Below are 25,753 nucleotides of genomic sequence, written 5' to 3'. Positions count from 1 at the left end.
GCTCGAGGGAGCGTGCGACCGAAGCCAAGGCACCCGCCCTCCCGCTGGTCGAGTAGGCCCGCCAGGGCCGTATCGAGACCCGACTTCCGGCACGAAACCGAGCCGGGTGCGAAGTCTCGATACGCTCGTTCCTCGCTACTCGACCAACAGGTGGAGGGGCGCTCCCGGGCGGGGTTTCGACAAGCTCAACCAGCAGGAGGGAGCTCCTCCCCCTCTGGTCGAGTAGGCCCGCCAGGGCCGTATCGAGACCCGGCTTCCAGCACGAAACCGAGCCGGGTGCGAAGTCTCGATACGCTCGTTCCTCGCTACTCGACCAACGGGTGGAGGGGCGCTCCCGGGCGGGGTTTCGACAAGCTCAACCAGCGGGAGGAAGCTCAACCAGCGGGCCGGCACTCCTCCCCCGCTGGTCGAGTAGGCCCGCCAGGGCCGTATCGAGACCCGGCTTCCGGCACTGCGAGGTCTCGATACGCTCGTTCCTCGCTACTCGACCAGCTGGTGGAGGGCGCTCCTGGGCGGGGTTTCGACAAGCTCAACCAGCGGGTCGGGGTTCAACCAGCGAGAGGGAGCTCAACCAGCGGGCCGGCGCTCCTCCCCCGCTGGTCGAGTAGGCCCGCCAGGGCCGTATCGAGACCCGGCTTCCGACACGAAACCGAGCCGGGTGCGAGGTCTCGATACGCTCGTTCCTCGCTACTCGACCAACGGGAACAGGCATCTCCCCGTTGTCTACTCAACCAACGGGAACAGCATCCCCCGCCCGCTCGGGGGCGCGCCCGCGACCGAAGCCGGCTCAGCTACCCGCCCAGCGCGACGTCGCGACGGCGCACCAGCACGGCGGCGAGCGCCGACAGCGCCAGCGCGAGCACCAGCATCACCCAGGCCCCGCTCCAGTCGACGGCGCCCGTGCCGACGACCGGCGTGTGTGAGAACGGGGAGGCGTCGCGCACGACATCCGGCAGCCCGAGCAGCCCGCCGAACTGGCCGATGCCGATGGCGAGGATCAGCACCACCCAGCCGAGCCAGATGGTGGCGCGCGGCAGCAGGGCGAAGATGAGCGCCACGACGGCCAGCAGCACCAGCACGGCGGGCAGCTGGGCGAGCCCGGCCTGCGCGGCGATTGCGGCCCGATCGCCGATCCCGGCGGATCCCGCGAGGCCGATCACCGCGCCGAGCACGGCGACACCCAGCACCAGCACGGCGGTCACCGCCCCGAGCACCAGGTAGCTGGCGAACCAGCGCACCCGGGTCACCGGCGTCGCGAGCACGAGCTCAGCCGTGCCGAACGCCTCGTCCTGGCGGGCGCGCACCATCGCCTGCACCGCCCCGACCGCGGCGATGATGCCGACGAGGCTGAACATCGACGCGGTGAATAGGTCGATGAAGGAGCCGGCGGCGCCCGGCCCGGCGAACGACGACAGCGTATTGCCGATGCTGTTGCTCACGTCCGTTGCGGCGCCGTTGCCCGCCCGCACCAGGTCGACCAGCGTCTGGCCCAGCGCACCCACGAGAAGCCCGAAGAGCGCCCCGGCCACCGCCCAGCCGATCACCGCGTTGCGCTGCAGCCGCCAGGCCAGGCCGATCGGGCCGCTCAGGCTGGCCGGCGCATGCAGCCGGCCCGCCCGCTCGGGGATCACGCTCGAGTCGACGTCGCGGTGTGCCTGCATCCAGAGCGAGGCGATGACGAGCACCGCTCCGAGCAGCAGGCCCAGCGCCAGCGGCCAGGCGTGCTGGCCGTCTTGCGGGGCGACAGAGAACGGGGCGACGGCCTGCCCCCAGCCGATCGGGCTGAGCCAGCTCGGCCAGGCCGCCGTCATGCTCACGCCGTCGGCGTGCACCGTGCCCATCGAGTCGCCGAGGCCGCGCAGCACGTAGGAGATCGTGACGACGGCCGCGGCCAGGCCGTTCGCCCCGCGGGAGGTGCGCATCAGCTGGGCGGAGAACAGGCCGACGCCCAGGAAGGCGATGCCGGTGACGGCGAGCGCCGCCCCGGCCAGCCAGCTGCCGTACACATTCGCGCCGCCCGCAAGATAGCCGAGGGCAGACACCACGCCGATCGAGACGGCGGCCACGACCCCCTCGATCAGCGTCGCGAGGATCGGAGTGCTGCGCCCGGCCGGCGTCGCCCCGATCAGCTCCGCCCGACCGGACTCCTCCTCTGCCCGGCTGTGGCGCACGGCGAGGAATGTCTGCATCAGCCCGATCAGCACGCCGAGGAAGGCGAACAGCAGGAAGAACTGGAAAGCGTCGGCGGCCGGGCCCTGCGGGGTGCCGCGCAGCATCAGCACGGCGGGCGTCGACTGGATCAGCTTCAGCACCTCGACGCGCTGCGGCTCCGTGCCGTAGGTGCCGGTGACGGCCGCGTTGCCGACGTAGGCGAGCAGCGCGAATCCGGCGACCCAGGCCATCAGCTGCACCCGGTCGCGGCGGAACCGTTGCGCCACGAGCGGCATCAGCGTGCGCGGCGGCCTCTGGTCCGCGGATGCCGTGGCGGCCGCGCCGGCCCGCCCGGCCATCGGGCGCACGGCGGTCATGTCCGCGCCTGCTCCGAGTCAGCCCCACTCGCTGAGCCTGCCCCGCCGGTCGAGCCAGCCCCACTCGTTGAGCCAGCCCCGCTCGTTGAGCCTGCCCCGCCGGTTGAGCCTGCCCCGCTCGCTGAGCCTGCCCCGCTGGTTGAGCCTGTCGAAACCCCGTCCGCCCCGTAGTGCCGCATGAAGAGTTCCTCCAGCGACGGCGGGTTCACGGTGACGCCGGCCACCCGCAGCTCGGCGAGCGCCGCGAGCACCCGCGGCATGTCGTCACTGTCGGCGGTGAACCGCACCCGGCCGCCGTCCCGCACCAGGTCGTGGGCCGCGGGGATTCGCGCCAGCTGCTCCGGCGTGACGTCGCCGGCCTCCCCCGCGGCGGCGAAGGCGACCTCCGTGCGAGTCAGGTGGCGCAGCTCGGCCAGAGTGCCGCTCTCGACGGTGCGGCCTGCGCGGATGATGCTCACCCGGTCACAGAGGTGCTCGACCTCGCTCAAGATGTGACTGCTGAGCAGCACGCTGGCGCCGTCGCCCAGGCGCAGCGCGATCTGCTCGCGGAACACGGCCTCCATCAGCGGGTCGAGCCCCGAGGTGGGCTCGTCGAAGATGTACAGCTCGGCCGGGGTGGCGAGCGCCGCGATCAACGCCACCTTCTGCCGGTTGCCCTTGGAGTAGGTGCGGGCTTTCTTCGACGGGTCGAACTGGAACGCCGCCGCGAGCTCCTCCCGCCGGCCGGCGTAGGCGCGCTTGTCGGCGTCGCCGCCGCGCAGCCGGGTGAGCAGGTCGATGGCCTCGCCGCCGGAGAGATTCGGCCACAGGCTGACGTCGCCGGGCACATAGGCGATCCGTGCATGCAGCGCCGCGGCATCCGCCCAGGGATCCTGCCCGAACACGGATGCCGTGCCGCCGGTCGCACGCATCAGGCCGAGCAGCACGCGGATCGTCGTGGACTTGCCCGCGCCGTTCGGCCCGAGGAAGCCGTGCACCTCGCCACGGGCGACGCTGAGGTCGAGCCCGTCGAGCGCCACCACCCGGCCGAAGCTTTTCTGCAGGCCCCGGGTCTCAATCACCGGCGCCTCACCGATCGAGGTTTCCGTCACCGTGCTCATAGTGGCGACGCTACGCCGCTCCACGCCTCGTGGGGAGAATTCTGACAAATTCCTTACGGGCAGCCGTGCGCCCTAGGCTCGAAGCATCACAGTCTTCCGCCGCCGCCCCGTTGATCGCGAGATCCTGAGCCTTGCCGTGCCCGCGCTCGGCGCGCTCATCGCCGAGCCGCTGTTCCTGCTCGCCGACTCGGCGATGATCGGCCACCTGGGCGCCGTGCCCCTGGCCGGCCTCGGCATCGCCAGCGCCGTGCTGCAGACGATCATCGGGCTGATGGTGTTCCTCGCCTACAGCACCACCCCGGCGGTGGCCCGCCGGCTCGGCGCGGGCGACGAGCGCGGCGCCGTGGCATCCGGGATCGACGGGATCTGGCTCGCAACGGGCCTGGGCGTGCTGCTCACCGTCGGCGGCTGGTTCGCCGCCCCCTGGCTGGCCGGGCTGTTCGGGGCGGAGCCGGCCGTGACGGAGCAGGCCGTCATCTACCTCGGCATCTCGATGTTCGGCCTGCCGGCCATGCTGCTGATCTTCGCGGCGACGGGCCTGCTCCGCGGACTGCAAGACACCCGCACCCCGCTCTATGTGGCCGGCGTCGGGTTCGCGGCCAATATCGCGCTCAACTTCCTCTTCATCTACGGCCTCGGCCTCGGCATCGCCGGCTCGGCGATCGGCACCGTCGTGGCGCAGTGGGGCATGGCGCTGGTCTACCTCGTGGTGGTCACCGGCCACGCCCGCCGGGTGGGCGCCGGCCTGCTGCCGCACCACGCCGGGGTGCTCGGCGGCGCGGCGTCCGGCGGCTGGCTGTTCCTGCGCACGGTGAGCCTGCGCGCGGCGATGCTGCTGGCCGTGTTCGTGGCGACCGGACTGGGCTCCAACGAACTCGCCGCCTTCCAGATCGCGATGACACTGTTCGCCACGCTCGCCTTCGCCCTGGACGCCCTCGCCATCGCCGCCCAGGCCCTCGTCGGCAAGGGGCTCGGCTCCGGCGACACAGACGGCGTGCGCGCCGTTCTCGCGCGCTGCCTGCAGTGGGGCATCGGCGGCGGCGCCGTGCTCGGCCTGATCGTGGTGGCAACGAGCGGCGTGCTCGGCCTGGCGTTCACGAGCGATCCGGATGTCGCGGCGCTGCTGCAGCCAGCCCTGATCGTGCTCGGGCTCTCCGTACCGCTCGGCGGGCTCGTGTTCGTGCTGGACGGCGTGCTGATCGGCGCGGGCGACGCGCGCTACCTGGCGCTCACCGGCATCCTGAACTTCGCGGTCTTCGTGCCGCTCGCCCTGCTCGTGCAGGGGCTGGCGATCCCGGATGCCGCCGGCCTGGCCTGGCTGATGGCGGCCTTCGTGTTCGGTTACCTCGGCGCCCGCGCCGTGACGCTCGGCCTGCGCGCGGCAGGACCGCGCTGGATGGTCGTCGGCACGACGCGCTGAGCGCCCGGGCGGATGCCCGGCTGCCGACGACCACCCGAATGTCGGCTATAGGCTGATGAGCCCGCTGGTCGTGCTGCGCGCGCGCTCAAAGCGGGCCGCGACGTTCTGCCAGTCGACGATGTTCCAGAAGGCGCTCACGTAGCTCGCCCGCACGTTCTGGTAATCGAGGTAGTAGGCGTGCTCCCAGACATCGAGCATCAGCAGCGGAACGATGCCGGCGGGCAGGTTGCCCTGCTGGTCGTAGAGCTGCACGATGATGGGCTGCTGGCCGAGGGTGTCCCAGGCGAGGATCGCCCAGCCGGAGCCCTGCACGCCCAGCGCGGTGGCCGTGAAGTGCGCCTGGAACTTCTCGAAGGAGCCGAACGTGTCGTCGATGGCCGCTGCCAGCTCGCCGACAGGCTTGTCGCCGCCATCCGCCGACATGTTGGTCCAGAAGATCGAGTGGTTCACGTGACCACCGAGGTTGAACGCGAGGTCCTTCTGCAGCTTGTTCACGTTCGCCAGGCTGCCGGTCTCGCGGGCCTCGGCCAGCTGCGCGAGCGCCGTGTTCGCTCCGGTCACATAGGCCTGGTGGTGCTTGCTGTGGTGCAGCTCCATGATTCGGCCGCTGATCGCCGGCTCGAGCGCCGCGTAGTCGTAGCCCAGTTCGGGGAGTGTGTAGAGAGACATCGTTTCCTTTCAATCGGGCGCGCGTGTGCCGCCCGGTGTCGTGAACTCGGGGAGTTGGCTCAGTGCAGGATGCTGTGGTGCTGCAGGCCGTGGAAGTTGCGGTCGTGGTAGACCAGCGGGCTGCCCTCGACGCCCTCGTCGATCTCGAGGACCTCTGCGATGACCAGCGTCGATGCGCCGACCGCGACCTTGTCGACGATCTTGCAGTGCAGCATCACGGCGGCGTCGGGCAGCAACGGCTCGCCGGTGCCCCGGGTGATCCAGCCCTGCTCCGGCACGAAACGCGGGGCGCCGCTCTTGGCGAAGGAACGGGCGATGTCGACGTTCTCCGAGTGCAGCAGGTGCACGACGCAGGTGGAAGCGGCCAGGATACTGCCGGCCGATCCGGCCGAGGTGGTGACAGAGAACACGAGGACCGGCGGTTCGGCCGAAACGGATGCCACGCTCGAGGCGGTCAGGCCAACTGGCCCCTCCGCGCTCTCCGCGGTGATCACGGCGACTCCGGCCGGGTGCCGTCGGAAGGCCGCCTTGAACTGATCGATCGTTGCTGCGGCGGCATCCTGCGACATTGTTCTCCTGTTCGTGCGCGGCACGGCACGATTGTGCCCCACGCATTTGTAACGCTAACATCTCAAGTTGACTTGAGATCAAGCGAGGTCGCCATATGACGAAAGAATTCGTGACGCAGGACCCCAAGGCAGTCGACGTCCTGCCCATCGGGCAGATCGCGCGACGTGCGGGGGTGCCGGTGTCAACGGTGCGCTACTACGAGTCCCTCGGGCTGCTCCCCGCCGTGCGCTCGGCCGGCAACACCCGCCTGTTCCCGCGGCACGTGCTGCGGCGGATCGCCTTCATCCAGGTTTCGGTGCGCTACGGAGTCACCCTCAGCGAGGTCGCCGAGATCCTGGCGAGCCTGCCGGAGGACCACCCGCCGACCCGGGCGGACTGGAAGCGCATCTCCGCGACCTGGTCGGAGCACCTCGCGCGCCAGCAGGCCATCCTGGCCCGCATGCAGGAGGAGCTCACCGGCTGCATCGGCTGCGGCTGCCTGTCGCAGACGCGCTGCGCCGTCGTGAACTCCCGCGACGCGCTGGGCGCCGACGGCCCGGGACCGCGCCGCATCCTCGACCCCACCCCCTAGCCGCCCGCTGCCCCGTCGCCCCGTCGCCTCCCGTCACCCCAACATTCCGTTGAGAGCGGTCAAATGGCCGGTTTCGGCGTCGAAAAGCGGCCATTTGACCGCTCTCAACGGAATCAGGCGGGGGCGGACGTGGTGTTGCCGCGGTGGAACACGCTGCTGAAGCAGGTGCCCTCCGGGTGCTCGCCCGCCAGCATCAGCACGAGAGCCTCCCCGGCCGCGCGCCCCTTCGCCGCCGACGGCTGCACCAGGGTTGTCAGGTCGTAGGGCGCCAGGCCGTCGACCTTGACGCCGTCGAAGCCGAGCACGCTGACGTCGCCGGGAACCGCGAGCCCGAGCTCCTCTGCCGCCCGGATCACGCCGGCGGCCAGCAGGTCGCTCTGTGCGATCACCGCGGTCGGCCGGCCCTCCGCCACGCGCAGCAGCTCCAAGCCGGCCAGCCGGCCCTCCTCGACGTCGCTCGCGCCGGCGGTGACCCCTGAGATGCCGGGGAACACGGCGCGCGCGCCGGCGATGCGCTCGCTCGTCGTCGCCGAGGTGCTCGCCGCCTCGCGCTCAGGAGTCAGCGGCCCGCGGGTGCGCTCGGGATCCAGCGGCAGCGTCACGAGGGCGACCCGGCGGTGCCCCAGCTCGTGCAGGTGCTCGGCGCCGCGGCGCGTGGCCTCCTCGTTGTCGATGGAGATCTCGATGATGTCGTCGCCGGCGTGCCCCTCGATGGCGACCATCGGGATGCCGCGCTGCCGCAGCTGCGCGACGGTGTGCGCGAGCCGCGGGCTGCAGCCGATCAGCGCGACCGCGTCGACGGGCGCGTTGGCGACGCTCACGGCGTCGTCGCCGGTGTCGGTGAGCAGCAGCAGGCCGGCGCCGAGCGGCAGGATGCCCTCGGAGATACCGTCGAGCATCTGGATCTTGACCGGGTCGAGGAAGGCCGCGCGCACGCGCTCCTCGAGCACGACGCCGACGATGCCGGAGCGCCCGCGGCGCAGCGATTGCGCGCGCGGGTCCGGGCCGGCGTAGTCGAGGGCGCGGGCCGCCGCCAGCACGCGCTCGCGGGTGGCCTCGGAGACCGGGCCGGAGCCACTGAACGCGAGTGAGGCCGTCGAGGCAGAGACGCCGGCGCGGGCCGCCACGTCGGCGAGCGTCGGGCGAGCGTGGGCTGCTGCGGCATCCGTCATGTGGGTAGTCTAGATCGAACAAATCGAATCGATTCGATACACTGAGCCTGTCCCCTGTGAATGTCCCCGCCAGCCGAACATCGGAACGCCATGTCAGAGCCGACCTCCCCGCCCGCAACCGCTGCAACCGTCACGCCCCAGCGCCCCGGCCTGCTGGCCTGGCGGAACGCGGTGTTCGCCGTGTTCTTCCTGAGCGGCCTGAGCGTGGCCAGCTGGGTGGCGCGCATCCCGGCGGTGCGCGACGACCTGCAGATCTCGCTGGAGACCGTCGGCCTGGTGATCCTCGGCATGTCGATCGGCTCGGTCGTCGGCCTCAGCCTGTCGGCCGCCGTCCTGGCCCGCTTCGGTGCGCGCCTTGGCATGATCTTCGCCCTCTGCCTCGTCGCCACCGGGCTCGTGACGGTCGGACTCGGCAGCAGCGTGTTCGCCCTGCTGCCCGTGATCGTGGTCGGCATGGCGCTGTTCGGCTTCGGCAACGGTGCCGTCGACGTGATGATGAACGTCGAGGGTGCGGCCGCCGAGCGTGAGATCGGCAAGACGCTGATGCCGCTGATGCACGCGTTCTTCAGCTTCGGCACCATGACCGGCGCCGCGCTCGGCGCCGCCGCCTCCGCGCTGCACGTGCCGGTCGCCACCCACCTGGCGATCATGGCGACCCTGATCGTCATCGCCATCTTCATTGCCGTTCGATATATTCCGATCCGGGAATCTGTCGGTGACGACCCGCACACGGAAGCCTCGCGCCTGCCCTGGTCCGCCCGACTGCGCGAGAACCTGGCCGTCTTCGCCGACAACCGACTGTTGCTGATCGGGGTGATCGTGCTCGGCACCTCCTTCGCGGAGGGCTCGGCAAACGACTGGATCGCCCTCGCCGTCGTCGACGGCCACGGCTACGACAACACCACCGGCGCGATCATCTTCGGCGTCTTCGTGACGGCGATGACGGTTGGACGCGTCGCCGGCGGACCAATCCTCGACCGTTTCAGCCGCGTGCCCGTTCTGCGCACCTGCGCCGCACTCGGCATCGCCGGCCTCGCGCTGTTCATCTTCGGTGGCGGCGGGATGCCGGTCATCATCGTCGGCACCATCCTCTGGGGCCTCGGCAGCGCTCTCGGCTTCCCGGTGGGCATGTCGGCCGCCGCCGATGATCCGAAGCACGCCGCGGCCCGGGTCAGCGCGGTGGCGATCATCGGCTACGGCGCCTTCCTGGCCGGCCCGCCGCTGCTCGGCTTCCTGGGCCAGCACTTCGGCATCCTGAACGCCCTCATCGTGGTGCTCGTGCTGCTGCTGCTCGCCGGGCTCTGCGCGCCGGCCGCACGCGAGGCGAGCAAGCGCACTCCCGCACCAACCGCGTAAGCGCCGCCGCAGCAGCGTTCGAGCTTCGTTCACTGAATCGCAGGATTCCTGAGTGCGGGCTGCCGCCTTTCGCGATGCTGCGCATCGCGCCGTCTAAACTCGGACGGTGCGCCTTGTCATTGCTACCTGTTCCGTCGACTATGCCGGTCGTCTCGCCGCCCACCTGCCGCTCGCGAAGCGCCTGCTGATGGTCAAGGCCGACGGCAGCCTGCTCGTGCACTCCGACGGTGGCAGCTACAAGCCGCTCAACTGGATGAGCCCGCCGTGCACCCTCGCCGCGAGCGAGCCGAGCGCCGAACAGGCCGAGGCCGGCATCACCGAGCTCTGGACGGTCACCCACACCAAGACCGCCGACAAGCTCGTGGTCAGCATCTACGAGGTCGAGCACGACAGCGACCACCCGCTCGGCATCGACCCCGGCCTGCAGAAGGACGGCGTCGAAGCCCACCTGCAGAAGCTGCTCGCCGAGCAGATCGAGCTGCTCGGCTACGGCCACACGCTGGTGCGCCGCGAGTACATGACGGCGATCGGGCCCGTCGACATCCTGGCTCGGGATGCCGCCGGAGGCGCTGTCGCGGTCGAGCTCAAGCGCCGCGGCGATATCGACGGTGTCGAGCAGCTGACCCGGTACCTCGAGCTGATGAACCGCGACCCCCACCTCGCACCGGTGCAGGGCGTCTTCGCCGCGCAGGAGATCAAGCCGCAGGCGCGCACGCTGGCCGAGGACCGCGGCATCCGTTGCCTCGTGCTCGACTACGACGCCATGCGCGGCATGGACGACGGCCACCACCGCCTCTTCTAGGCAGCGCTCGGGGCGGCGCCCAACGGCGCATCCTCGGGGCGTCAACGAAGCGGCGCCCAACGCCGCAGCCTCGGGGCGTCAAAGAGGCGACTCCCAACGGCGCATCCTCGGGGCGTCAAAGAGGCGACTCCCAGCGGCCAAACCGTAGGATGGCCCGGTGAGCACCCCCATTTTGACTACACCCCCCACGGCGACGACCGTCTGGTCCGCCATCCTGTTCGACCTCGACGGAACCATCACCGATTCCGCCCCCGGCATCACCGCCTCCCTGGCCCGCACCTTCGAGGCCCTCGGCCGGCCCGTTCCGGATGCCGCCGAGCTGCTCGCCTACGTCGGCCCGCCGCTGCTGGACTCCTTCCGCACCCGCGCGGGCATGAGCGAGGACGAGGCGTGGGAGGCCATCCGCGTCTACCGCGCCGACTACAACGGCTCCGCTCTCGACACCGCCGTCTTCCCCGGCGTCGCCGGGCTGATCGAGCGCATCAAGACGGCCGGCGTTCCGCTGGCCCTGGCCACGAGCAAGCCGGAGACCGTCGCGACGCGCATCCTCGAGGCCTTCGGCCTGGCCGAGAACTTCGACGTGATCTGCGGTGCCACCGAGGATGAGAGCCGCAGCGCCAAGGCCGACATCGTTGCAGAGGCCCTGCGCCGGCTGCGCGAGCAGGGGCACGACGTCTCCCGCGCGGTGATGGTCGGCGACCGCAGCTACGACACCATCGGAGCGGCGGCCAACGGCCTGCCGACGATCCTCGTCGAATGGGGCTACGGCTCCCCCGCCGAGGCCGCCGACGCCTACGCCACCGTGTACTCGGCCGACCAGCTCGCGAAGAAGCTGCTCGGCTAGATTCCTCGCCCGCCACCACGAACAACGGAGTTCACCATGACGCGCACCCAGACCACCACCGAGCGCGAAATCACGGTGCCCACCCCGCTCTGCCTGCCGAACGGCAAGCTGAACCCGGCCGCGGTCGGCTGGGCGCGGCATCCGCTGCTCCTGACCGACGGGATCGGCCGGGGCGCCTACGGCTGGGGGCGCAACAAGCGCTGGGAGTACTGGGCGGTCACCTCGCCCACGCACATCGTGGGCGTCACGGTGTCGAGCCTGGACTACGCGAGCCTGCACCAGCTCTGGGTGAAGGACCGCGCAACCGGCGAGGAGGTCGACCTCGTCGCGATCAGCCCGCTGAGCGGCAGCGCGACGCTGCCGGGCACCCTCGGCGCCGGCCCCGCGAGGGCCCGCACCAAGACGCTCTCGATCGACATCGACGAACGTGAGGCCGGCACCGCGGATGCCGGGCGCGGCGGCACCCGGCTGCGCGCCGCCTCGGCCCGGGTGAGCATCGACATCGTGGCCGAGCGGCCGACCGGCCACGAGGGCATGGGCGTCGTGGTGCCGTGGAACGAGCGGCTGTTCCAGTACACGGTCAAGGATGTCGCCCGCCCTGCCCACGGCAGCGTCACCGTCGACGGCGTGCGGCACGAGCTGACGGCCGGGGAATCCTGGGCGACGCTCGACCACGGCCGGGGCCGCTGGCCCTACTCGATGACCTGGAACTGGGGCGCGGCATCCGGCATCGTCGACGGCAAGCGGATCGGCCTGCAGCTCGGCGGCAAGTGGACGGCCGGCACCGGTTCCACCGAGAACTCGCTCAGCGTCGACGGCCGGCTAACCAAGTACGGCGACGAGCTGGTCTGGGAGTACTCGACCAGCGACTTCCTGGCGCCGTGGCGCATCCGCGGCGAGCACCTCGACCTCCTCTTCACGCCCGAGTTCGACCGGTCATCGCAGACGAACATGCTCGTCATCGGATCCGAGACGCACCAGTGCTTCGGCAGCTACACCGGCACGGCGGTCGACGAGAACGGCACGGTGCTGCGGGTCGACGGCGTCTACGGCTGGGCCGAGCACGTGCACAACCGCTGGTAGCGGGCCGCGGGCGGCCCGGACTACCGCAGCGGCGGCAGGGCAGGCAAGAATGACTATATGCTCGCACTCAGCCTGATCTTGCTCGCCATCGCCGCCCTGATCCACGTCTACATCTTCGTGCTGGAGTCACTGCGCTGGACGGCACCGGCCACCCGGCGCACCTTCGGCACGAGCGAGGCGGATGCCGCCACCACCCGGCAGCTCGCCTTCAACCAGGGTTTCTACAACCTGTTCCTCGCCATCATTGTCGCCGTCGGCATCGGCTTCGCGAGCTCGGGCGCCCTCGCCCCCGGCGCTGCCCTGCTGTTCGCCGGGGCCGGCTCGATGGTGGCGGCCGGCCTCGTGCTGCTGGCCTCTGACCGCCGCCTACTCCGCGCCGCCCTCGTGCAGCTGGCTGCGCCGCTGATCGGCCTGGTTCTGCTGCTGATCGCCCTGCTCGCCTGAGCGGCCGGGCCCGCCGCGCTACTCTTCCAGAGACAGCGCACGCACGGCGAGCCGGAGCTGCACGACGAGAGGAACACATGAGCAACCACGGCTACGCCGTCGACTGGGCCCGCACACACGTCGAGGCCGGAAGGCTGCCGACCGCGGTGCTCGGCATCGCAACGGCCGACGGCGTGCAGGAGCTCGTGGCGTTCGGTGCGAGCGGGCAGCGGTCGGCAGCCGTCGACGACTACTTCCCGTTGTTCTCGGTGACCAAGCCGGTCGTGGCCATGACGGCCCTGCGCGCCGTGGAACGGGGACGGCTCTCGCTGACCGACCCACTGAGCAACGCCGTGCCCGGCTTCGGCGCCAACCGCAGCGACGTCGTCGAGTTGCGCCACCTGCTCAGCCACAGCTCGGGCATCAGCGACCCCAACATCGCCTCGCCGGCCGGGCTCCGCGCCGACCTGATCGGCACGGGCGCCGAGTTCGGCGCCGGCCAGGCCGTGCGCTACTCCTCACTCGCCTTCGAGGGCATCGCGGCCATGATCGAGCAGGCTGACGCCCGGCCGTGGCAGCAGTCCGTCGCCGAGCTGGTGGCGGATGCCGGCGCAGCCGGATTCACGTTCGACGCCGGCTGTGACCCGCACCCGATCTACGGTGCGGACGACGTGGGCCTCGACTACGAGGGCATGCAGCGCCTGCAGCACCCCGGAGCCGGTGGCTACGCCCGCGCAGAGGATCTGCTGGCTCTCGGCCGTTCGCTGCTCGGCGAGGACGGGCGCGGAGACGGAGCGCTGTTGCACCCGGCCACGGTGGCGGCCATGCAGCGCCCGCGCACACTCGGCCTGCCCGTGATGACGCCGGCGCCGGGCGCCCCCGGCGAGGCGTGGGGCCTCGGCGTGCGGCTGCGCCGCGACGCCCCCTCGCTGCTCGCCGCCGACGGCTACGGGCACCGCGGCTGGGGTAGCTGCGAGTTCTGGGTGTACCCGGAGCAGGGCGTGTGCTTCACCCTGCTCACCAATGTGATGGAGGCCGGCCGTTTCGGCGTTGACCCCGACCGCCTGCACAATGCGGTCGTGGCGGGCAACCGGCCCTAGGTCGCTGAGGCCCGCGCCGCCGACCCACTCTTCGGAGAGGAGCCCGGCTGGAAGCCCGACGCTGAAGCCTAAGAGGCGATGCCCGGCGTCAGCATCGCCCCACCGAGAATCGTGTCGATCATCTGGATCGTCCACACGAGTGCGAGGACCACGCTGAGCACGTTGACGATGATCGCGACCCACATCGGGGCGAGACCCTTCCCGGCCTGGCGCTTGACCACAACCGCGCGTCCGATCATGTAGATCAGGCTGCCGAGAATCGCCCACGCCCAGTGGAATCGCTGCGGGTAGCCCTGCTGGCCGAGCCAGCGCCAGTCCAGCACGGCGAACACGATCAAGGCGGCGGCGAGCACCCAGCTGCCGAATGTGACCAGCAGGTAGCCGGGGTCCAGCAGCACCGCGTCGGCCGTCGCCGGGTTGTCGATCGACGTGCGCACGTACGACTCGATGTCCCAGGTGAACAGGAGAAGCAGCGAGACGATGGGCACCAGCGCCATGGCCCAGATCTGCCAGCCGGCTGTCGGGGTTCCCTCGGCCACGCGCGAGTTGCCAGCCGACATCGAGTACGGCTGCGCCGAGTACGAGTGCACGGTGTACGGCTGCGCCGCATGGGTCTGCCCGGTGTAGGGCTGAGCGGCAGCCTGCTGCGCGGCAGACGCCGGGGCGATGGATGACGGAGCGACAGGCGGCTGCGCCGCGTAGCGCTGCTCGGCGTAGGAGTTCGTGCCGTACGGCTGCACAGCCGGCGCCACGTACTCTCCGTACTTGGGGATGGCGGGCAGTTCCGGGGTGGCGACGGGCTCCGGCACCGGCGACGTGTGCGTCGTCCACTGGGAGCCATCCCACCAGCGCAGCTGCGCGGCATCCTGCGGGTCGGCGTACCAACCGGCGGCCGGCAGCGTGCCATTCGTGGTGCTGAAGCTCATCGCACGTCTCCGTCCTGCGCGGCCGTGCCGCGCACCATCTCGACCCAGCGGGCAAGGAACGCCGCGCCGGCCTCATCATGAATCAAATCCCCCGCCGTGAGCACCGGGTACGGTGTCTCCGGCACGCCGTCGGCTGGTCGCACGTCGACGTGAGCAACAGAATATCCCTGCTCGTGCAGCCAATCAGCCATTGCGTAGTCGGTGCGCGAGTCGCCGACGGTGCGCCACTGCAGCGGCAGCGGCCCGTTCGGGCGCAGCATCTCGATCGCGCGCATCGCGCCGAGGTCCTTGCCGAGCTGAATTGATTCAACGTCTGTGGAGATGATGGTCGAGTCGACCCGGTAGCCGATCTCGCCGGCGGATCCCGCCGCGGTCACGCCGTTGTGCTCGACGCCGAGCCCGTGCCGGGCCATCTCGGCGAAGGCCGCCGCGTCGAAATCGGCCTGGCTGCCGCGGTAGTCGGAGCTCTCGACGTGCTTGTGCTGCTCGACCGAGACCATGGCCCGCTTGGTCTGGTCGAAGAACATGTGCTCTGAGAAGCTCGTCGCCACGAGTTCCTCGATCGCCGCGCCGTAGGCGGCCGGAACGGCCAGCTCGCTCGAGACCTCGATCTCGCCGGCACCGGCCGGCGTGATCGGAAACCAGACGGCCCCCTTCTCGCAGACGGCGAACACCCGGGCGTGCGCCGGCAGGCCGGCGGCCACGAGCGGGGCGACGACCTCCGCGCGCAGGAAGGCGTCGGAACGCCCCGTGTTGAAGACGATCGGGATGCCGGCATCCGCCAGCGTCACCAGGTCGCTGACGATCGACTCGATCGCGATCGTGCGGGTGATCGGGCTGGCGATCGGCCCATCAACATCGAGCAGCAGGCCGAACGGGGGCGGTGAAACACTCATACCTCGACGCTACCGGGCGCGGGCGCCACCGCCTGACCGCCCGCGGCCGTCAGAGGGCGGCGAAACGCCTCCGCACCCCGGCGAGCGCCCGCTCCCGGCTGGCCGCACCGCGCTGGGTCGACCGCCCGATCGAGATGTGCCGAAAGCGCCGAACTCCGATGAGGCGGAACGTGCCGCGCCCGAGGATCGTGGCGGCCGGCCGGCCGAACCACCACCGGTAGAGCGCGTCATCGGTCGTCATCACCGACACGACGCTCACCCCGCGCAGGCGATGCAGACGCCCACGCAGCGCCCCGCCGAGGCGCGGCTCATCGAACGCAAACCCCTTCGCGAGTACCCGGTCGAGAAATCCCTTGGTGCCGGCCGGCATCGCCATCCACCAGACCGGGAAGACGAAGACGAGGTGGTCGGCCGCGGCGAGCCGGCGCTGCAGCGCGCTCGCATCCGCCCGCGGCTCGCCGCCGGTGCGCCAGGCCCGCAACTCGGCGGCACTCATCACCGGGTCGAATCCCTCCACCGCGAGATCGGCGACGTCGACGCTGTGCCCGGCATCCTGCAGCCCGCCCCGCACGGCGGCAAGCGCGGCGGCGGCGAGGCTGCGCCGGTGCGGCAGGTTCTCGTGCGCGTCGGCGCCGTAGGGGTGGTCGAAAACGACGAGCACGTGCATGGGAGCCTCTCGGTGGTGTGCAGGCGGGTGGGCGGATGCCACCCAAACGGTTTCACCTGAAACAGTTGCACGCGCAACCATAACCGCTAGAATGATCTCATGGCAAACACTCCCATCGCCCCCGCGCTCTCTCTCAGTGCGGAGGAGCAGGTCATCGCGCTCTGGCTGCAGGCCCGGCAGACCGTGGCCGCAATGGAGTCGGCCCTCGACGCACAGCTGCAGCGGGAGCTCGGCGTTCCGCTGACCCGCTACGCCCTGCTCTGCACGCTGGACGACCCAGACTGCGCACTCAACCAGCAGGTGCTCGCCTCGCTGCTCGGGGTGAACAAGAGCAGCGTCAGCCGGCACGTCGACGCCGCCGCACAGGCCGGGCTCGTCGCAGCGGCAGTGTCGGCGGAGTCCCGACGCGACAAGACGGTGCGCCTGACGGCATCCGGCCGAAGCCTCGTCGAGCGGGGGCGTGCGATTGTCGCCGGGTACGCCCCGCAGCTGCCGCAACACCAGGTCGACCAGGCCGTCGCGACGCTGGCTCACTTCGGCCAGCCGGGCCACAGGTGACGCGCCACTTGCCTGCGGCTCCCCCGGATGGCGAAGATGAGGAGATGAGCGTTCGACGGGTGCGGTTCGGTGACCACGTCGTCGTCGCCACCGACTCCGTGATTCCGGCCGAGCACACCTTCTTGCTCGTGCACGGCATCGGCATGGGGATCTCCTACTTCGCCGAACTGCGCGACGCGCTGCTTCCACACGGGCGGGTCGTCGCGATCGACCTGCCCGGCTTCGGCGACTCCCCCGAGCCGGCCGAGTCTCTGTCGATGGCCGGCATGGGGCGGCTGCTCATCGACTTCGTCACGGCGCACTCGCTTGACCACCCCGTGCTGGTGGGGCACTCGATGGGTACCCAGGTCGTCGCCGAGGCCGCCCGCCAGGCCCCAGACCTGTTCCCAGAGCTCGTCCTGATCGCCCCGACCGTGAACCGGCACGAACGCACGGTCGGCCGCCAGACCATGCGTCTGCTGCAGGACCTCGTCGGCGAGAGCCCGAAGGTGCTCGCACTCGGCCTTCAGAACTACGTCAAGGCCGGGCCGCGCTGGTTCGCCAAGAAGCTGCGCAGCATGATGGCGCACAGGATCGAGGAGACGCTGCCCCACGTGCTGGCGCACACCCTCGTGATCCGCGGCATGGAAGACCCGGTGTGCCCACACGGCTGGGCAGAGGAGGTCGCCGGCTTGATTCCCGGGGCGGTCCTGGTCGAGATCCCGGGGCGCGGCCACGAGACGATGGTGAAGGACGGGGTCTGCGCCGCCGAGCTGATCGCAGACCACCTTGTCCGCGCATGAATCGCCTGTCGCGGCTCCTCTGGTGGTGGCTCGACTACGTCTACGCGGGCTGGCGTCAGGTGCGCTCGGTGCTGAGGCATCGCCGGCCGCGCGACTTCGCGGAGGGCAGTGCCGAGCTGCCCGCCGTGATCCTGCTGCCCGGCGTCTACGAGACGTGGCTGTTCCTGGAACCCGTCGCGCGGCGACTCAGCACGCGGGGGTACCGGGTGTTCGCCGTCCCCGAGCTGTCGTTCAACCGGATGCCGATCACGCGCTCCGCCGAGGTGGTGGCCGCGTGCCTCGACCGCCTGGCCGCCGAGCACGGTCTCGGCCGCGTCATCCTGCTCGCGCACAGCAAGGGCGGGCTGATCGGCAAGCAGCTCATGGTGATGGATGCCGCACCGCCCGGCGCGGTCGACATCGTCGGCATGGTGGCGATCGCCGCGCCGTTCAGTGGCTCCAGCTACGCGCAATACTTGCCGTCAGCGACACTTCGGGCGTTCTCGCCCCGCGACAGCGTCCTGATGGATCTGCTCGCCCGGCACGATGTCAACGCGCGGATCGTCTCGATCTACTCCACCTTCGACCCGCATATTCCGGCCAAGAGCGCCTTGGACGGCGCGCAGAACCTCGAGCTGCCGATCGCCGGGCACTTCCTCCCGCTGCGCAATCCGCTTGTCGGCGAGACCGTCGAACGGGCGGTCGCGCACCTGACGCTGCCGCCGGGGAGCCCAGAGGGCCAGCACTAAACTGGGCACCATGGCCGATATTGCAGACCTCTGGCGCCCGACTCGACGAGACGTCAAGAGCCTCAAGGAGCAACTGGCCACCCTGAAGGCCGGCGAGACCATCGCGGCGAAGTTCGAGAGCGCCCGGTACGGGCGGTTCATCGTCGAGGGCACTGTGCAGCTCAGCTCCACGAACGACCTCACCGTGGCCGGAAAGTTCCTGGGCTCCGCCAAGGCGCCCTTCGCCACGTTGCTCTCGATCACGCCCATCGAGGAGGTGCCGGCCGCCCCGTCGACTGAGCGTGCCGGCGTCAGCCACGGCGCCGTCGTGCGGGCCACATTCGAGAACAGCGGCCACGGCACGTTCGTGATCACCGGCACGGCCGTCGATGCGCCCGTCTTGGGCGTCACCGTTCTCGGCGCCTGGTTCCTCGCCGGGGAGGTCTGCCGGCAGGTCGAGCTCCTCGCCGATCCGGGAACACACGACCAGCCCGTGCCGAACCGCATCCTCGCCATCACCGACGACGCCTCGGACATCGTCTAGCCCGAGCAGCGGGGTCGACCCAGGGGCGTCGCCGCGCGGCATCCGCCCTAGGGAACCTCGACCTGCGCGCTGACCATGTCGGAGTTGCCCGCGAAGTCCACGACCCAGAGCTCGATGACGAGCTTCGTTGTGGAAGCGAGCGGCACGAAGTCGTAGCCGAGGTCGGCAAGCTTCGCGTACACGCCGCGGCCGGTCGGGGCGACCCACTGCTCCGTGCCGTCCTCCAGCACGCTCAGCACCTCCGGAACGATGAGACCGGTCGGCTTCACCGAGAGCTGGCCGTAGGCGCCGGGGCCCGGCTTGAAGGAGTAGTAGGTCTCGCTCAACACATCGCCGGAGTCGGCATCGACGGTGAGCGAGAGCAGCGCGTCGGTGTACGTCTCGCCATCGATGTCGTGCGGCGCGTAGTAGCCCATCGGTGCCGAGATGCTGATGACCCCGTCGCTCTCCTCTGCCAGCTGCAGGTAGGCCGGCACCGAGTCTTCACCGTCGCTGATCATGAACCGGGTCAGGTCGTACGTGCCCTGCACGACCCCGGAGTCGCCGCCGAGCGCCGTGGCAGTCTCCTGGCCGATGTAGCTGACGGAGCCGTCGTCCTCGACGATGCCGTAGCGGATGTAGCTGTCGGCGATGGCGTCGATCAGCGCCGCGTCAACGGTGCCCTGGATGGTGAGGCCGTCCTCGTCGAACAGTGTGCCGGCCGCTCCCCCGTTGAAACGCACGGCCTGGTCGACGGGCAGATCGGTTCCCGCGCCATAGAAGGCGAGCAGGAAGTCGGCCCAGCCACCCGTGTTCCCCAGCTCGCGGTACTCGTCGAGGAAGAGCTCCGGCGTCGGCGGGAAGTAGATGGAGAGCCCGGTCGCGCCGCGGGTGGCCTGGCCGTCGACCTTGTAGACCACGGCGTCGTTGATCGCCCGTACGAGGTCGTCCGCGGCATCCGAGGCATAGAGCGCATCCACGCCGATCTCGCCGGCCAGGATGCCGAGGTCGGCCATGTGGCTGTCCTCGGTCGGGTCGGGGCTGCGGCCGAAGCCGAGCGTCTTGGCCAAGGTGCGCCCGACGACGGGGCCGGCGATGGCGGCGCGCGCGGTGAGCACGCTGGTGAAGTTGGTCAGCGCGGCGTCGACCTTCGGCATCTGGGTGAGGTCGACCAACGACAGCGTGATCTCGGTCTCGGTGCCCTCGGCCTGGGCCTGCGCCTCGAAGCCGTCGATGATGGCGACGCCGAGTTCGTCGACGCTCACCCCGCCGTCGGTGAGGATGCCGAGCGCGGTGTAGTCCCAGCCGTGACCGGGCTCCAGCTCCTGTGAGGCCAGCAGGCGCTGGGCGTGCGGGGCGAGGGCGGAAGCGACCTCGTAGGTGGCCATCAGGCAGGCATCGAAGCCGAGCAGGTCGAGGCTGTCGACGCCGGCAGCTGAGAGGCCGTCGCCGATCGCCTGGTCGAGTTCGGCCAGCGTGAGCGTGTCCTCGTGGGCGGACTCGTCGCCGCCGACGCCCGGCCAGGAGGCTCCGTGGTCAGAGATCAGCAGGGCGTAGTTGTCTGCGGGGTACTCGGCGATGCCGCGCTCGATGAACTCCGCGAGCACCGCGGGGTCGCCCGTGTTGACGTCGCCCATCTCCTCGAGCACGGTCGCGCTGCGCTTGCCCACCTCGAGCAGCCGCGCGCCGCTCCAACCCTCCATGCCGAGCACCGGGTCGTCGCCGTAGTCCTCCGCGCGGTCCACGAGGGCGACGAGGTTGAGGGCGTCGCTGCTGCCGACCTCGCCGAGCTCGTCCAGGTCTTCCATCATGTACGGCTCGAGGTCGGTATCGGCGATCGCGTAGGTGAGCACCGTCCAGCTGCCCTTCTCGCCGGATGCCGGCTGCTCGGCGGTGCAGCCACTGGCACCGACCAGCACCCCAACGGCCAGCAGTGCGGCGAGCGAGACGCGGGCAGCACCGCGCGTTGTGGGGAGCATGGTGAGGGGCATTGTCACGGCAATCTACGTCGGTTCAACTGACGCGGGCCGCGCAGTGCCTTCCATTCCTATCAGACCGCCACCGCGCCGCCGCGGCGGCCGTTAGCCCGGCGCGAAACCCGAGGTGTCCGGCGCGCTGACCAGCCCGGCCGCGGCATCCGTCAGGAAACGACCGACCGCCGACCAGTCCGCCTGCTCCGGACGGTCGCTGATGCGCTCCTCGTAGACGGCGCACGCCTCGGTGATCATGTGGGCCATCAGTGTGAAACGGGCGTTGACGACATCCGCGTGGATGGGGCTCAGTCGCGTGTGCAGGATACGGGCGACCCGGCGCAGGCTCGGGCCGAGCAGGGGTCCTCGTCGAAGAGCCGCCCGATGGCGGGATCGGCCAATGCCTGACGGATGAACCGCGCCCGCCAGCTGGGCTGCGACAGCGCGCCGAGCGACTCGGTCATCGGCATGACGGTGGCCCGCACGTAGTCAATGATCTCGCCGTCGTCGCCGAGGGCGTCGATCATCGCCGCCCGCCGCGGTTCCAACTCTGAGATCTGGCGCTCCACCATCTTCTGCAGCAGGCCGTCCCGGCTGCCGAAGTGGTAGGCGACGGCCGAGTGGTTGGTGTTGCCGGCCTCCTCGGCGATCCTGCGGCTGGAGACCTGCGCGATGCCGTGCTGGGCGATCAGGCGCTCGGCCGCGTTCATCAGGGCGTCCCTGGCCGGGGCGCTGGGTCTGGCCACGTTAACCACCGATCGTTGTCGAGCCGTGAGCGCCGGGATGCCAGGCGCGCAAGCTGCGAGTTGTCTCCTTATCCTAAGCGTCGAACATTTTTAATAAGTCATGTGGCGTATATTGGATTTCTCGGGCCACCGGTGTCGCCGACCCCGAACGCATTGGCGCGTCGTGCGGGTCTGCGTCGATCTTGGACGACCGAGCCCCCGCCCCTCCCGTGGCCGACGCCGGTCGCGCTGGAGCAACCGCCGCCGCACGGCAGCCAGGAAGACAGATGCCACAGACACCCGCAACCGCAGATATCGGCAGCCCGCCAGAGCTCGCCGCAACTACCACGGCCGCAGCCAAGAAAGAACGCACGAGCGCCATCGCCACGGTGATCGGCTCGCTCGTCTTCGGCTTCCTCATGGTGATCATGACGACGAGCACCTACCTCGCCACCATGCACGCCCCCTCGCCGCACGACATGCCGGTCGCCGTGATCGGCAGCGGTGAGTTGGCGAAGGATGTCGTGTTCGGGCTGGAGAGGGCAGAGAACTCCCCGCCTCGATCCGCATCGTCGACACCCCGGGCGAAGCGATCCAGCTGCTGCACGACCGCGAGATCGCCGGCGCCATCGAGCTGCCGACCGACGGTTCCGTCGACAGCACGGCGGTCATCCACACGGCATCAGCGGCCGGGGCCTCCCAGGCCTCCGTCGTGCAGCAGATCCTCACGCCCGTCGCGCTGGATGCCGGGCTCACCGTCACGGTGGACGAGCTCACCCCGCTGCCGGCCGGTGACAGCGCCGGCATCGCCGTGATGTTCATGGCGATGGCGCTGATGTTGGCCGGCTACATGCCCATCGGCATCATGCTCACCGGCGCTCCCGAACTGCTGAAGCTGCGCCGCTTCGTCCCGATCTGGGCCGGCTGGTCCGCGCTCATCAGCGCAGTCGTCTGGTTCATCGCCGGCCCCGTGATCGGCGCGGTCAGCGGCCACACCGCCGCCATCCTCGGCATCGGCTGGCTCGCCGTGTTCAGCATCGGCCTCGTGCAGCTGTTCCTCTCCCGCATCCTCGGCGCCGCCGCGGTGCTCGTCGGCATGCTGCTGGTCGTGGTGCTGGGCATGCCGGCATCCAACCTGGCCATGTCGGTGCACACCATGCCGGGCTTCTTCGGCTGGTTGCACGACATCCTGCCGCTGGCCGGCGTCGGCGAGGCGCTGCGCTCCGTGCTCTACTTCGGCGGTGACGGCACCGGCGGCTACCTGGTGCGCTTCGTCGTCGCCATCGTGCTCGCCCTGCTGCTGACGGCCGGAGTCGACTGGTCGCGCCGGCGCAAGCAGGCCGCCCAGGACCGTGCCGCGGCAGCCGAGGCGGCCGGGTGGTCGGATGCCCTGCCGTCGGAGGTGGAGGCACCCGCGCCAGCGGCCAAGCCCGCCACGGTTCGCATGGTGCCGCTGGCCGGCGGCAAGCCGCGTTCCACGCCGGTGCGCTACCTGATGCTCGCGCTGTTCCCCTTCTCTATGGTCGCGCTGATGCTCGGCATCATGCTCACCGCCATGCACAGCCCGACCCCGGTCGGCCTGCCCGTCGCCATCGTGTGCAGCTCAGAGGGCGCCGCCGCGCAGCTGGCACAGGGGCTCGAGGCCAGCACGGGCGACATGTTCGCCTTCCGCACCGAGCTCTCGGCCGAGACCGCCGACGAGCTCGTCTACAGCGGTGAACTCGTGGGCGCGCTCGTGCTCCCGGATGCCGGCAACCCGGCCGCGACCCTCTACAGTTCCGGCGCAGCGGGCACCGGTCAGCAGCTGGTCGTTCAGCGCGTGTTCCAACAGACCGCGCAGCAGGCCGGGTTCGAGCTCAAGCAGATCGACGTTGCCCCGCTCAATTCCACCGACACCGGTGGCGCGGTGAGCCTGTACATCGCGATGAGCTGGGTGATGGCCGGATTCCTCGGCGTCACCGTTCTGGCCGGCGGTGCCCCGAAACAGCTGCGCGTGCGCAAGCTCCTGCCGACCATGGCCGGCTGGGCGGTGTTCATGTCGCTCGTCACCTGGCTGATCGCAGGTCCGATCGTCGGCGCCTACCAGGGGCCCGTGTGGGCGCTGCTCGGCATCGGCGCGCTCACCGTCTTCTGCCTGAGCCTGGTCACCGCGGCGTTGGCGCGGCTGATGGGCCTGCTGGCCGTGGTTCCCGTGGTGACGCTGTTCATGTTCATCGGGGTGCCGGCATCCGGCGGCGGCCTCTCCACTTATATGCAGCCGGGACTCTTCCAGACGCTGCACGACGTGCTGCCGCTGCCCGCCGCCCTCGACGCGGTGCGCGCGATCACGTATTACGGGGGCGCCGGAATCGGCCAGCCGCTGCTGACCCTCGGCGTCTGGGGCGTCTGCGGCCTCGTCGCCGGCCTCGTCATCAGCGCGGTGCAGAACGCGCGCTCCGCCCGCCGAGCACCCGGAGCGGCGCCCACGGTGCTGGCCACTGTGCCGGCCACCGCGGTCAGCTAGCCGAGGAGCCGCGCTCTGCGCCACTTGCTCGCCCTCCGCGCCACATCAGCCGGCGCGGAGGACGACGACGTGGCGCAGAGCGGATGCCGCAGGCTCCTGCGGCGGCCGCCGAAAACAGGGATGCGACTTAAAAGCAGAAGGCCCCCGATTCCTCGGGGCCTTCTGTCTGAGTTGTTTGGCAACCAAACTCATATTCGCGTGCGCGAGGGGGACTTGAACCCCCACGCCCTTTCGAGCACTGGCACCTGAAGCCAGCGCGTCTGCCAATTCCGCCACTCGCGCGAACTCGTAGAGATTATCACGGGCTGACGCGCAGCACCATTTGAGGTGTTCGCTCGGTGTGTCGCGGTATCCGGAAAAGATGCGCCCAGCCCCAAGACCTGTCATCCTCAAGGGCGAGTTTCGCGGAGGAAGTGCTCCGAAACCGCCGGGGAATGCGCGGGAAGTACCGGCCAAAGGGCGGGTTCCCAGCGTCCCCGACTAACCTTTGATAGTCATCAGATACCGGAAGCAGGAGAGCTGTGGGCTTACTGGACAACTTCGAGAAGGGTCTCGAGCGCGCCGTGAACGGCGCATTTGCGAAGACTTTTCGCTCGGGGCTGCAGCCGGTTGAGATCACTGCGGCACTGCGCAGAGAGCTCGACACCAAGGCGGCAGTGGTCTCTCGCGACCGCGTGCTCGTGCCCAACAAGTTCCTCGTGCGCATGAACGCCGACGACTACGAGCGCATGCGCGCCCTGGGCCCCGCCCTGACCGACGAGCTCGGTCAGCTGGTGCAGCAGCACGCCGCGAGCCAGGGCTTCCAGTTCGCCGGCGCCCTCGACATCACACTGCAGAGCGACCCGGGGCTCAGCCTCGGCATGGTGCAGGTGGAATCCAGCAACGTCTCGGGCGCGATCGCCTGGACGCCGGTCGTCGACATCAACGGCCAGCGCCACCCCTGGTGAAGGCCCGCACCGTGATCGGCCGCGGCAGCGACGCCGATATCACCGTCCAAGACACCGGCACGAGCCGGCGCCACGTCGAGATCCTCTGGGACGGCCGCCGCGCCAAGGTGCGCGACCTCGGCTCGACCAACGGATCCAAGCTCAACGGCTCCCCCGTCACCGAGGCCGTGCTCGAGCCGGACTCCGTGATCACGATCGGCCGCACGAACATCACCTTCCGCGTTCTGGCCCAGGCCGCGCCGGCTGCCAGCCAGCCGGAGAGCTTCGGCGACGCGACGCAGCGCAACAACATGGACGGTTTCTGGGGGCCCCGTGACCAGTGAGCTCACCCTGCTTGTGCTGCGGTTGGGTTTCCTGCTGCTGCTCTGGCTCTTCGTCTTCGCCATCGTGTACGCGCTGCGCTCCGACCTGTTCGGGCAACGGGTGCGCAAGCTGCAACCGTCGGATGCCGCGGCATCGGCCGGCGGCAACGGCCATGCGGCGGCGTCAAAGCCAGCCAACAGCACCCCCAGCTTCAGCGCGACTGCCCCGGCCGGCCCCGTTGCGGCCAGTGCGGCCGCCGTCGCCGAGCCGGTGCTCGCTCCCGCCTTCGGCCGCGGTGACATCGCGACCGCGCAGACGGCCCACCGCCTCGTCATCACCTCCGGCGCCAAAGCAGGCGCCGAGTTCCCGCTCGGCCGCGACGAGATCACGATCGGCCGCTCCAGCGATTCGGCCATCGTCATCCGCGACGACTACACCTCCACCCACCACGCGCGCCTCATGCTGTGGAACGACCAGTGGATGCTGCAAGACCTCGACTCCACCAACGGCACCTTCCTCGACGGTGTCCGGGTTGCCGTGCCGACGCCGATCCCGTTGAACACTCCGGTGAAGATCGGTTCCACGACCTTCGAGCTGCGACGGTAGGC

Annotated in this window: 26 protein-coding genes, 1 tRNA gene and 1 pseudogene; 15 read left to right on the top strand and 13 right to left on the bottom strand. The window is 70.3% G+C overall.

Annotated features, from left to right (window positions below):
- Positions 1-791: 791 nt before the first annotated feature.
- Both AWU67_RS14760 and AWU67_RS14755 read right to left on the bottom strand, forming a co-directional pair.
- A complete protein-coding gene (locus tag AWU67_RS14760) occupies positions 792-2,528 on the bottom strand; it encodes an ABC transporter permease (RefSeq protein WP_067230751.1) in 1,737 nt (578 codons plus the stop codon).
- Positions 2,525-3,628, bottom strand: a complete 1,104-nt coding sequence (locus AWU67_RS14755; RefSeq protein WP_067230748.1) for an ABC transporter ATP-binding protein — start codon at positions 3,626-3,628, stop codon at positions 2,525-2,527. The genes AWU67_RS14760 and AWU67_RS14755 overlap by 4 nt, the downstream gene beginning before the upstream one ends.
- A gap of 136 nt (positions 3,629-3,764) precedes the next feature.
- Between AWU67_RS14755 and AWU67_RS14750 the strand changes: the two genes are divergently transcribed.
- Positions 3,765-5,048: an MATE family efflux transporter gene (locus tag AWU67_RS14750; RefSeq protein WP_082717034.1), complete on the top strand. Its 1,284-nt coding sequence runs from the start codon at positions 3,765-3,767 to the stop codon at positions 5,046-5,048.
- A gap of 45 nt (positions 5,049-5,093) precedes the next feature.
- On the opposite strand, the gene AWU67_RS14745 is transcribed toward AWU67_RS14750, so the two are convergent.
- On the bottom strand, positions 5,094-5,717 hold the full coding sequence (locus AWU67_RS14745) for a superoxide dismutase (protein ID WP_067230743.1): 624 nt from the start codon (positions 5,715-5,717) through the stop codon (positions 5,094-5,096).
- A 59-nt stretch (positions 5,718-5,776) separates the two neighbouring features.
- Positions 5,777-6,310 (bottom strand): flavin reductase family protein, encoded by a 534-nt coding sequence (locus AWU67_RS14740; RefSeq protein ID WP_234407275.1) that lies wholly within the window; start codon positions 6,308-6,310, stop codon positions 5,777-5,779.
- A 71-nt stretch (positions 6,311-6,381) separates the two neighbouring features.
- On the opposite strand from AWU67_RS14740, the gene soxR reads away from it, so the two are divergent.
- Positions 6,382-6,858, top strand: coding sequence for a redox-sensitive transcriptional activator SoxR (gene soxR, locus AWU67_RS14735; protein ID WP_067230736.1), 477 nt, complete (start codon positions 6,382-6,384; stop codon positions 6,856-6,858).
- Positions 6,859-6,971: 113 nt separating this feature from the next.
- Here soxR and AWU67_RS14730 read toward each other — a convergent pair whose 3' ends face one another.
- Positions 6,972-8,030: a LacI family DNA-binding transcriptional regulator gene (locus AWU67_RS14730; protein WP_067230732.1), complete on the bottom strand. Its 1,059-nt coding sequence runs from the start codon at positions 8,028-8,030 to the stop codon at positions 6,972-6,974.
- Between the two features lie 90 nt (positions 8,031-8,120).
- Here AWU67_RS14730 and AWU67_RS14725 point away from each other — a divergent pair, with 90 nt between their 5' ends.
- The 6 genes from AWU67_RS14725 to AWU67_RS14700 all read left to right on the top strand — a co-directional run bounded on the left by AWU67_RS14725 (position 8,121) and on the right by AWU67_RS14700 (position 13,638).
- The gene (locus tag AWU67_RS14725; protein ID WP_067230729.1) at positions 8,121-9,386 is read left to right on the top strand and encodes an MFS transporter; all 1,266 of its coding nucleotides are present in this window, start codon (positions 8,121-8,123) and stop codon (positions 9,384-9,386) included.
- Between the two features lie 106 nt (positions 9,387-9,492).
- The gene (gene nucS / locus AWU67_RS14720; protein WP_067230726.1) at positions 9,493-10,188 is read left to right on the top strand and encodes an endonuclease NucS; all 696 of its coding nucleotides are present in this window, start codon (positions 9,493-9,495) and stop codon (positions 10,186-10,188) included.
- A gap of 157 nt (positions 10,189-10,345) precedes the next feature.
- Positions 10,346-11,032, top strand: a complete 687-nt coding sequence (locus tag AWU67_RS14715; protein WP_129586738.1) for an HAD hydrolase-like protein — start codon at positions 10,346-10,348, stop codon at positions 11,030-11,032.
- Positions 11,033-11,068: 36 nt separating this feature from the next.
- Positions 11,069-12,115: a DUF2804 domain-containing protein gene (locus AWU67_RS14710; RefSeq protein ID WP_067230723.1), complete on the top strand. Its 1,047-nt coding sequence runs from the start codon at positions 11,069-11,071 to the stop codon at positions 12,113-12,115.
- Between the two features lie 57 nt (positions 12,116-12,172).
- Complete coding sequence (locus AWU67_RS14705) at positions 12,173-12,559, top strand: DUF1304 domain-containing protein (RefSeq protein ID WP_067230719.1); 387 nt, start codon at positions 12,173-12,175, stop codon at positions 12,557-12,559.
- A 77-nt stretch (positions 12,560-12,636) separates the two neighbouring features.
- Complete coding sequence (locus tag AWU67_RS14700; RefSeq protein ID WP_067230717.1) at positions 12,637-13,638, top strand: serine hydrolase domain-containing protein; 1,002 nt, start codon at positions 12,637-12,639, stop codon at positions 13,636-13,638.
- A 68-nt stretch (positions 13,639-13,706) separates the two neighbouring features.
- On the opposite strand, the gene AWU67_RS14695 is transcribed toward AWU67_RS14700, so the two are convergent.
- From AWU67_RS14695 to AWU67_RS14685, 3 genes are read right to left on the bottom strand one after another with little or no spacing between them, the layout of a single operon-like run.
- Positions 13,707-14,564, bottom strand: coding sequence for a DUF2510 domain-containing protein (locus AWU67_RS14695; protein ID WP_067230714.1), 858 nt, complete (start codon positions 14,562-14,564; stop codon positions 13,707-13,709).
- Positions 14,561-15,460, bottom strand: coding sequence for a hypothetical protein (locus AWU67_RS14690; RefSeq protein WP_067230711.1), 900 nt, complete (start codon positions 15,458-15,460; stop codon positions 14,561-14,563). Before AWU67_RS14690 ends, AWU67_RS14695 begins: the two co-directional genes overlap by 4 nt.
- A gap of 49 nt (positions 15,461-15,509) precedes the next feature.
- A complete protein-coding gene (locus AWU67_RS14685; RefSeq protein WP_067230706.1) occupies positions 15,510-16,127 on the bottom strand; it encodes an NAD(P)H-dependent oxidoreductase in 618 nt (205 codons plus the stop codon).
- Between the two features lie 99 nt (positions 16,128-16,226).
- Between AWU67_RS14685 and AWU67_RS14680 the strand changes: the two genes are divergently transcribed.
- The 4 genes from AWU67_RS14680 to AWU67_RS14665 are packed head-to-tail and all read left to right on the top strand — an operon-like array spanning position 16,227 to position 18,718.
- The gene (locus AWU67_RS14680; protein WP_067230701.1) at positions 16,227-16,685 is read left to right on the top strand and encodes a MarR family transcriptional regulator; all 459 of its coding nucleotides are present in this window, start codon (positions 16,227-16,229) and stop codon (positions 16,683-16,685) included.
- A 44-nt stretch (positions 16,686-16,729) separates the two neighbouring features.
- A complete protein-coding gene (locus AWU67_RS14675) occupies positions 16,730-17,467 on the top strand; it encodes an alpha/beta fold hydrolase (protein WP_082717032.1) in 738 nt (245 codons plus the stop codon).
- Positions 17,464-18,195: an esterase/lipase family protein gene (locus AWU67_RS14670; protein ID WP_067230694.1), complete on the top strand. Its 732-nt coding sequence runs from the start codon at positions 17,464-17,466 to the stop codon at positions 18,193-18,195. The genes AWU67_RS14675 and AWU67_RS14670 overlap by 4 nt, the downstream gene beginning before the upstream one ends.
- Positions 18,196-18,205: 10 nt before the next feature.
- The gene (locus tag AWU67_RS14665; protein ID WP_067230691.1) at positions 18,206-18,718 is read left to right on the top strand and encodes a hypothetical protein; all 513 of its coding nucleotides are present in this window, start codon (positions 18,206-18,208) and stop codon (positions 18,716-18,718) included.
- 47 nt (positions 18,719-18,765) lie between these two features.
- Here AWU67_RS14665 and AWU67_RS14660 read toward each other — a convergent pair whose 3' ends face one another.
- The 4 genes from AWU67_RS14660 to AWU67_RS14650 all read right to left on the bottom strand — a co-directional run bounded on the left by AWU67_RS14660 (position 18,766) and on the right by AWU67_RS14650 (position 22,068).
- Complete coding sequence (locus AWU67_RS14660) at positions 18,766-20,688, bottom strand: clostripain-related cysteine peptidase (RefSeq protein ID WP_067230687.1); 1,923 nt, start codon at positions 20,686-20,688, stop codon at positions 18,766-18,768.
- A gap of 90 nt (positions 20,689-20,778) precedes the next feature.
- Complete coding sequence (locus tag AWU67_RS17570) at positions 20,779-20,925, bottom strand: hypothetical protein (protein ID WP_199922302.1); 147 nt, start codon at positions 20,923-20,925, stop codon at positions 20,779-20,781.
- Positions 20,926-20,975: 50 nt separating this feature from the next.
- Positions 20,976-21,413, bottom strand: a complete 438-nt coding sequence (locus AWU67_RS17040; protein WP_199922301.1) for a TetR/AcrR family transcriptional regulator — start codon at positions 21,411-21,413, stop codon at positions 20,976-20,978.
- Positions 21,414-21,834: 421 nt separating this feature from the next.
- Positions 21,835-22,068: a hypothetical protein gene (locus AWU67_RS14650; protein WP_067230679.1), complete on the bottom strand. Its 234-nt coding sequence runs from the start codon at positions 22,066-22,068 to the stop codon at positions 21,835-21,837.
- A gap of 36 nt (positions 22,069-22,104) precedes the next feature.
- Here AWU67_RS14650 and AWU67_RS14645 point away from each other — a divergent pair, with 36 nt between their 5' ends.
- Entirely contained in the window at positions 22,105-23,895 is a 1,791-nt protein-coding gene (locus AWU67_RS14645; protein ID WP_067230676.1) for an ABC transporter permease, read from the top strand.
- A gap of 199 nt (positions 23,896-24,094) precedes the next feature.
- Here the strand turns inward: AWU67_RS14645 and AWU67_RS14640 are convergent.
- A tRNA-Leu gene (locus AWU67_RS14640) sits at positions 24,095-24,177 on the bottom strand.
- 239 nt (positions 24,178-24,416) lie between these two features.
- Between AWU67_RS14640 and AWU67_RS14635 the strand changes: the two are divergent.
- Positions 24,417-25,165: pseudogene (locus tag AWU67_RS14635) on the top strand (FhaA domain-containing protein).
- Positions 25,155-25,751 carry an FHA domain-containing protein FhaB/FipA gene (locus AWU67_RS14630; protein ID WP_067230672.1) on the top strand — a complete coding sequence of 199 codons (597 nt, stop codon included), beginning with the start codon at positions 25,155-25,157 and terminating at the stop codon, positions 25,749-25,751. The pseudogene AWU67_RS14635 and the gene AWU67_RS14630 overlap by 11 nt, the downstream one beginning before the upstream one ends.
- The last annotated feature ends 2 nt before the right edge of the window (positions 25,752-25,753 follow it).

Source organism: Microterricola viridarii (genome assembly GCF_001542775.1).
Classification (GTDB): Bacteria; Actinomycetota; Actinomycetes; order Actinomycetales; family Microbacteriaceae; genus Microterricola; species Microterricola viridarii_A.
Note: the sequence above shows the minus strand (reverse complement) of the source record. Positions and strands in the feature narration are given on the sequence as shown.